1 protein-coding gene is annotated in these 2,624 nt (G+C 63.1%); it reads left to right on the top strand.

The window, feature by feature from the left end:
* Nucleotides 1-584: 584 nt before the first annotated feature.
* Complete coding sequence (gene asnB / locus AC07FD_RS26905; protein WP_478352311.1) at nt 585-2,414, top strand: asparagine synthase (glutamine-hydrolyzing); 1,830 nt, start codon at nt 585-587, stop codon at nt 2,412-2,414.
* Nucleotides 2,415-2,624: the final 210 nt, after the last annotated feature.

Here is a 2,624-nt window from a genome sequence, read left to right as displayed (position 1 = left end):
CGGTGGGCGGGTGCGGGCTCATGCCCGTAAAGTCCGCCTAAAATGTTAAGGCGACGCTACCTGTCATACTGGTCGCCATAACGATGCAGCAGGAGGCAATAGGCAGCGAGAAGCTCGGTCGCCAGCGTCACCTTTTCTTTGTGCGCCAGTCGGTCCAAGCGCGCGACCACCGGCATCTCAATATCCACGGAGAAAACTGACCCGGTGTGCGTGGCGAACGCAGGTTGTGGTCTGTCGGTCGGAAGGGCAGGTCAGGTTCATGATCAACAAACTGGCTGCGACCATTAGTCCCAAATACGTTCTCCGTCGTCGCCGGCAAGGAGGCGGCTCTACGAAGTCCCGGTAGGGAGGGCCCGTGATCAGACCCGCCTTGTGAGGCAAGAAGACTACTAGAACAGGGAGGTGCGCGCTGCGTGGCAGGTTGCTAAAGGGGTCAGCCTGCGGGAATGAACCGTCACGATCTCTCGAGGTTACCCGAGTTGAGCCGATGAGGCGGCCAAAACGGATGTCACGTGTTCGCGGGGTGCAGTGTCTCGCAGGCCCGAAGTTGCGCGAAAGTTACCCATCAGGCAAGGAGTCAAAATATGTGCGGCATCTGTGGATGGATTGATTTCGATCGTGACCTAGGAGATCCCGACGCGCGAAGGGAGCTTGCCTACATGACGGCCACCATGGCCTATCGTGGTCCGGACGACGAGGGGACCTGGATCGACGGGTCTGCGGCACTGGGACACCGCCGCCTGGCGATCATCGATAGCCAGGGCGGTCGCCAGCCGATGACGCTTCAGGAGGACGGCCGACCGGCGTTGGTGCTCGTCTACACGGGCGAGACTTACAACTACCGCGAGCTGCGTCAACGGCTCGTCGCCCTGGGTCATCGGTTCGACACGAGCAGTGACACCGAGGTGGTGCTGCACGCCCACCGCGAGTGGGGCCGACGCGATCACTGCACGGCCGTGAGCGAACTCAACGGCATGTTCGCCTATGCACTCTGGAACACCGCCGAGCGCGAACTGCTTCTCATACGCGACCGGCTCGGCATCAAGCCGCTTTACTACTACCCCACCGAGCACGGAGTGTTATTCGGCTCCGAGCCAAAGGCGATCCTCGCTAATAGCCTCGCGGAACCGGCCATGGACGCCGATGGGCTTCGTCGCACCCTGTGCTCCATCGCTGACCCGTTCGGCACCGTGTTCCGCGGCATGCGTGAGGTACGGCCCGGCCACATCGTCCGCGTGACCCGCGACGGCATAAAGCAGATGAGCTACTGGCAGCTTACCGACAGCGGGCACACCGACGACGTGCCTACCACCGTTCGGCGCGTCCGCGAGTTGCTCGAGGACACGATCCAGCGGCAGCTCATCGCTGACGTGCCGCTGTGCGCGCTCTTGTCGGGCGGGCTTGATTCCTCGGCCATGGCCGCACTGGCCGCGCGCTTCAGCGACGAACGGATCCGGTCCTTCGCCCTCGACTTCGTCGGCTACACCGACAACTTTATCCCCGGCCCGGACCGCCCCACATCCGACGGGCCGTACGTGCAGGAGGTTGCGAAGTTCCTTGGTGCCGACCACACGGACATCACGTTGTCTGCGGACGAACTCATGGACGCGAACGTGCGGGCCGCCACGCTCCATGCCCGCGACCTGCCGTTGACCACCGGCAACGTTGATCGCGCGCTCTACCTGCTGTTCCGGGCGATCGGGCAACACTGTACGGTGGCCCTATCTGGGGAGGGGGCCGACGAGCTTTTTGGCGGCTACTCGTCGTTCCACGATCCCGCGCAAGTTCAGGTCGACACGTTCCCTTGGATCGAAGACAGTGACGATATCGTGCGGCGGTCCCTAGAACCTGGCCTCGTCGAGAAACTCGACCTACCCGGCTACCTGGACGAGCAGTACCGCAAGGCACTTGCGGAAGTACCCGCCCTGACCGGGCCGGCCTCGGCCGATCCGCACGAGCGTCGCATGCGCGAGGTCTGCTACCTCTCTCTCACGCGTAACCTGCCGAAGCTGCTCGACCGCAAGGACCGGATGAGCATGGCTTCTGGTCTTGAGGTGCGGGTCCCCTACTGCGACCACCGCCTCGTTGAGTACGTGTTCGGCACCCCATGGGCCCACAAGACCTTCGACAGGCGCGAGAAGAGCCTGCTGCGGGCCGCCACGGTGGATCTGCTACCGCAGTCGGTGGTGCAGCGAGTCAAGAGCGCGATTCCGGCTATCCAGGATCCGGCCTACGGCAGAATGCTGCGCACTCGGTTCACCGCGCTGCTGAATGACCGCAATGCGGCAGTGACACCGCTGCTGTCCGTCGACCGGTCCCGCGCACTTCATGCGACCGACAACCTCAGGGCGGTAGAGCGTATCCTGGCCCTCCAGGATTTCCTAACCGATTACAACGTGAGCCTCACGGTCTGAGACGACAGAACACGCAAAAGGACAACAAAGGGGCCCGGGCGCCCGATACGGCGTGGGAGACCGGTAACTTCTCTGGGGTTAGGCGGCGCGCAGAAGGGGCGGTTTGGGCTTGAATAATGGAGGCACGTTCGGTTCTGGCTGTCGGAACGGTAGCGTCGCCTTAACATTTTAGGCGGACTTTACGGGCATGAGCCCGCACCCGCCCACCGA

Source organism: Mesorhizobium waitakense (assembly GCF_056431085.1).
This window is presented reverse-complemented; position numbering and strand designations above follow the sequence as displayed.

Coding starts and splice junctions, on each gene's coding strand:
- asnB (WP_478352311.1), top strand. CDS start 585: ATGTGCGGCATCTGTGGATGGATTGATTTCGATCGTGACCTAGGAGAT.